7 protein-coding genes are annotated in these 4567 nt (G+C 65.8%); 2 read left to right on the top strand and 5 right to left on the bottom strand.

Annotated features, from left to right (window positions below):
• The coding region (locus KVT45_RS54585) for a hypothetical protein (RefSeq protein ID WP_217562505.1) at nucleotides 1–946 on the top strand (946 nt) is incomplete at its 5' end.
• A gap of 123 nt (nucleotides 947–1069) precedes the next feature.
• Here the strand turns inward: KVT45_RS54585 and KVT45_RS54580 are convergent.
• The 3 genes from KVT45_RS54580 to KVT45_RS54570 all read right to left on the bottom strand — a co-directional run bounded on the left by KVT45_RS54580 (nucleotide 1070) and on the right by KVT45_RS54570 (nucleotide 2718).
• A complete protein-coding gene (locus KVT45_RS54580; RefSeq protein ID WP_217562503.1) occupies nucleotides 1070–1342 on the bottom strand; it encodes a hypothetical protein in 273 nt (90 codons plus the stop codon).
• 126 nt (nucleotides 1343–1468) lie between these two features.
• The gene (locus KVT45_RS54575) at nucleotides 1469–1891 is read right to left on the bottom strand and encodes a hypothetical protein (protein ID WP_093879303.1); all 423 of its coding nucleotides are present in this window, start codon (nucleotides 1889–1891) and stop codon (nucleotides 1469–1471) included.
• On the bottom strand, nucleotides 1888–2718 hold the full coding sequence (locus KVT45_RS54570) for an IS5 family transposase (protein WP_217562501.1): 831 nt from the start codon (nucleotides 2716–2718) through the stop codon (nucleotides 1888–1890). Before KVT45_RS54570 ends, KVT45_RS54575 begins: the two co-directional genes overlap by 4 nt.
• Nucleotides 2719–2864: 146 nt before the next feature.
• Between KVT45_RS54570 and KVT45_RS54565 the strand changes: the two genes are divergently transcribed.
• Entirely contained in the window at nucleotides 2865–3089 is a 225-nt protein-coding gene (locus tag KVT45_RS54565) for a hypothetical protein (protein WP_217562499.1), read from the top strand.
• Between the two features lie 292 nt (nucleotides 3090–3381).
• Here the strand turns inward: KVT45_RS54565 and KVT45_RS54560 are convergent, their stop codons facing one another.
• The gene (locus KVT45_RS54560; protein ID WP_217562497.1) at nucleotides 3382–3765 is read right to left on the bottom strand and encodes a limonene-1,2-epoxide hydrolase family protein; all 384 of its coding nucleotides are present in this window, start codon (nucleotides 3763–3765) and stop codon (nucleotides 3382–3384) included.
• 46 nt (nucleotides 3766–3811) lie between these two features.
• On the bottom strand, nucleotides 3812–4567 hold a 756-nt coding region (locus tag KVT45_RS54555; RefSeq protein ID WP_217562495.1), incomplete at its 5' end, for a zinc-binding dehydrogenase.

Below are 4567 nucleotides of genomic sequence, written 5' to 3'. Positions count from 1 at the left end.
CCGCATCACCTCACTCATAATCGAAGAAGGCCGTTTCGCCGCCGTCTGGCAACCAGGCAACGGCACCCAGTGGGTGCGCTGGGGCATGTCCGAGAACGAGTTTAAGGACAGAGATTCCTTCTATTTTTCGGCCAAGCTTCGCATTAACCCCCTTTCCTGCGCAAGGCGCCACACGCCTCAGTCGGCGGCAGGGGGTACGTTGCGTTTCCGAAGCAACCTTCGTGACGCTAGCGGGATCCTTAGGGCGCATGAGGGGGAAGTGCCAGCTTCGACAGAACAACCTATACCGATTGGCGACATTAAGTTCCACGGAGAGAGTATCTCCTATGAATATAGGGCAGTCGACGAGAGCGGAACGCTGAGAGTGAAGGTGGGAGAGGTCAGTGTTACGGCGAACGGGCGCCTGCAGGTCGGAACTGCGAAATTCGGCGGTTCGTTTGATGGCGACAAACTAACAGCCAAGGGATACGCCGAAGTCACTACAGCAAGGGTGGATGCCTCGTTCTCCGTCGATACCCCTGTTATTTCGGCCGGGGGTATTGGACACGCTGAAGGCCCTGCAGCCCATACGGGCGTGGACATTGGACCGGACGGAACCGGTGCGGAGGCTGGCGCGAGTGCGGGTGAGCTGGGAGGACAAGTCTCTGTCTCGATCGGGGGTAAGTCTTACGGTCTCGGCGGTGAGATCGGGCTGAAGGCGGAAGTAGGTATCCATTGGGGTACCACAAGCACGATCAAATTGCCTGTACTAACGATTTCGGGACCCAATCCCCTGGCCGGCGTAACTTCGTTCGCGGTTGGCGCGGTCAGCAACTTGCTGCAGGATCCACTAGGGACTGCGGGTGACACCCTCAACGACATACTGAGCGCCGGCGAAGACGCGGTAAACGCCGTTGGTGGGGCGATTGACCACGTCGGTGATGCACTTTGGGACATCTTCGGGTGAAAGGTGGGGAGTGAAGTCGCTCCTCGAGCTCGCAGACCAGGTCGCAGGTACGGCGGGCGGGGTAGATCAGGCGTTGGTGGAAGTCGGAGCCGAGGTCTCAGTAGTGAGCGTCGGAATCGTTGTTCAGCCGTGATGCTGCGTGGGCGGCAGAGGGATGCCGTAACGCCCGAAGAGCTCTCGGAAGAAGCCGGCAACTACCCGAGGACCAGCGTTCTGGTCGAGCTCGAGGCCGCCGAAGCGGTAGACCTCGTAGCCGGAAAGCTTCAACTGCCGATCTTCCGACACCATCTGGGCATACAGCTCGAGGTTCGCCTTGCCGTTGGCCGAATAGTGCTGTTGGCCGTCGACCTCCAGGACCAGGCGCACCCTGTGGGGCAGCAGCAGGAGGAAGTCCATGCGCTGCCTTGCCAAAGGGCCTGGCGTGGTCCCGGCCTTTGCGGTGTAGGGGTCGTTGTGGAGATACACCTCTTTCAGGAGGGGGAAGCGCGCCGGCTGCGGCGTCGCCGGGGGGGGGGGGGGGGGCTACGGCCGCGGCTGGGTGAACAAACCTTGCTCGGTCTCGACCAGGATTCTGCGCTCGGTCAGCCGTTTGAGCTTCAGGCGGGTGTTGTTGATGTTGTTGGGCGCGATCTCCAGATCCATCGCCTCGCAGACCGCCCGAGCCCGCAGCGGGGTGTCGGCCGCGGCGAACACCGCCATGATCTGCCGGTAGGCCGGATGGTCCGGCAGCTCCGCGGCCGGCGGCGTCGGCGGGGACGGATCAGGCAGCGCCAGCAGGGTCTTGCGGGTGATGCGGACCTCCTCGGCGATGCGGTCGAACTCCTCCAGCTGCGCGCTGAGTTCCGCGATGCGTCCCCGCGTGGCCTCGGCCTGCGCGGCGATCTCGCGCTCTTGCTCCTCCAGTCGCGCCAGCACCGCTCCCAAGGTCAGCTCGCTGTTGCTCACGCGCCGCGCCAGGTGGGGGTGGAGGTCGCGGTGAGCATCCGGGCCATCCGGTCGCTTATGGCCCAGTACACCCTCGACTCGGCGGAGGCGGGCCGGTGCTCGTAGTCCCGTACCAGCCTGCGGTGCAGCATCATGATCCCGTTCATCTGTTCCACCACCCACCTCTTGGGCTGGGGGACGAACCCGCTGGCTGCCGGGTTGCGCTCGACGACTTCGACGTCGATGCCCACCTTCTGCCCGTGGTCGATGACGGCGGTCTTGAACCCCTGGTCCACCAGGGCCTTTTGCACCGTGTCGGTGCCGGCGGCGACCTTGTCCAGCAAGGCGATGCTGGCGGCGTTGTCGTGCGCGGACGCGGCCAGCACCGCCACCGCGATCACCAGACCGAGAACATCAACTGCCAGGCCGCGCTTGCGGCCTGGGACTTTTTTTGCCGCGTCCCTTCCGGTGGTGTCGGCGGGCACCCCGACGGCCGCGTGCAGGCTCTGGGTGTCGAGCACCACCAGGCTCGGGTCGGCCTTGCGCCCCCGGCTCTCGCGGACCTGCCAGCGCAGCAGGTCGTGGATGGTCTGGTCGGTGCCGTCGTCGCGCCACTTGTAGAAGTAGTACTTCACCGCTCCGACCGGTGGTAGATCGTGGGGGAGGTAGTCCCACTGGCAGCCTGTACGGGACTGGTAGAGCAGGGCATTGACGATCTCCCGCATCTCGTAGGCGCCTTGGTGGCCGCTGACGGAGGGATGCTGAGCCTTCCAGGAGGCGATGACGGGCTCGATCAAGGCCCACCGCTCGTCGGACAAGTCGCTCTTGTAGGGCTGGCGGTCGCTCACGAGGAACACTCCAGCACGAGAGGACTCCCCGGTCAGTCCCGATACGCCTGTGCCACACGTTCCAGCGACAACAAAGGCGGCATCACGTCACATACCGCCCTCTGACTCCACCTGACGTACCCGCTGCGGCTCACTACACTCCGCCGATGAACAACATACGGTGCACCCAATGCGGTGCAGTGGGGCTGGAGCTGGGCTTCGTCGAGGACTCCGGACAAGGCGCTCGCGGGTTCGCGCGGTGGATCGCGGGTCCCCTTAAGCGTGGCCCGCTCGGCAATGCCAAGAGGATGGGCCGACCCCGCTGGCAGATCGATGCCTATCGTTGTCCCACCTGTGCGCACCTGGAACTGTTCGCCGCCCAGCCGGACTGACGGCGTGGCCTGCGAGAGACAGAATCGGCCGATTCCCGGGGCCTCAACTGCGGACCGTGGCAAGCCGTTCCCCCAGGTTGGCAGATCTTGGCGGCAGGGAAGCAAGTCCCGGTCCGTTCGACATGACCGCCGCATCCTGCGGTGCAGAGCAAGTCTCCCCTGTACCGCAGGATGCACTCCCTTGGCGGCCACCCAGGAACACTGCAGTACGCCCGTTCGGGTCGGTGGCTGAAGGCGGTGCTCGGGATGAAAAACCTCAATGTGAGCTCGAGCGTTGAGCCGGGGTCCAGCCTTATCCCATCTGGCTGGTGAACTGGTTCATGTCGAAATAGTCGCGCCAGGCGTTGATCTTGCCATCAGTGACCTCGAAGGTCCCCATGACCGGCAGTTCGAACGATTTGCCGGGGAGCTTGAAGACGTCCACCCGCTCGGTCATCACGATCGGTCCGTCGGCCGCGATGTTGATGACGCGGAACTCGATGTGCTCAATGCCTGGCGGGCCAGGGCGGATGAACGAGGTGATGGTGTCGGCGATGGCCTCCCGGCCGGTGATCGGCGCCAGCGGGATGTTGTGGTAGACGGCGTCGTCGGTGAAAAATGCTGCCAGTTCGGCGGCCCCGGCGTTGTCCGACCACGCCGCGCAAAACCTGCGCACCACCTCGATCGGGCTCTCCATCTGGCTCCCCTTGCGGTTGATCTTGACAGTACGCTGCGATAGGCCGCTAAGCGGTGAGGATGAGCTTTTCGTGTGCTGTGCCCGCTTCGAGGAGGGCGTGTGCCCGCGCGGCGTCCCGCATCGGCAGCAGCCGCTGGGCGCGCAGGCGGAGTTGCCCGGAAGCGAGTAGTGGCATGGTCTGCTCGACCGCGTCGGGGGCACGGTCCGGGGTGGGGGCGGAGAGGGCGACGCCGAAGTCGGCCGCGTGCTCGTCCGCGAGGGTGATCACGCGCGCGGGGCCGCCCGCGAGTTCGACAGCGTCGCGGAGGCCGCCCTTGCCTCCGGCGTCGAGGACGGCGTCCACCTTGCCGACGTGCGCGCGCATCTGCGCGAGGAGCGCCGATCCGTAGCGGACCGGGATCGCGCCGAGATCCTTGGCGAACTGCTCGTCGCTGGGGCCGGTGGCGCTGAAGACTGTGAGGCCCTGGGACACGGCCAGCTGGGTGGCGATCACACCGACCGAGCCTCCGCCCCCGAGAACGAGCAGAGTCTCGCCGGAGGTGACGCCGAGCTGACGCAGGACGCCGACGGCGGCTTCGGCCGAGGCGGGCAGCGCTGCGGCGTCGGCCCAGCTGACGGTCGCCGGTTTGACGGTCCAGGACGAGGCGAGGGCGTATTCGCCGTACCCGCCGAGCGTGGGCAGCTGGGCGGCGACCTCGTCACCCGGCATCACGCCGGTCACGCCCGGACCGAGGGCGTCGACGGTGCCGGCGGCCTCGAAGCCGAGAACGGCGGGGTCGGGCAGCGGGAAGACCTCTCGGAG

This window comes from Streptomyces sp. GbtcB6, assembly GCF_019091475.1.
Lineage (GTDB): Bacteria > Actinomycetota > Actinomycetes > Streptomycetales > Streptomycetaceae > Streptomyces > Streptomyces hyaluromycini.
This window is presented reverse-complemented; position numbering and strand designations above follow the sequence as displayed.

Excerpts from the sequence above, each read along its gene's own strand:
- KVT45_RS54560 (WP_217562497.1), bottom strand. The coding sequence starts at position 3,765 with ATGGAGAGCCCGATCGAGGTGGTGCGCAGGTTTTGCGCGGCGTGGTCG.
- KVT45_RS54580 (WP_217562503.1), bottom strand. The coding sequence starts at position 1,342 with ATGGACTTCCTCCTGCTGCTGCCCCACAGGGTGCGCCTGGTCCTGGAG.
- KVT45_RS54565 (WP_217562499.1), top strand. The coding sequence starts at position 2,865 with ATGAACAACATACGGTGCACCCAATGCGGTGCAGTGGGGCTGGAGCTG.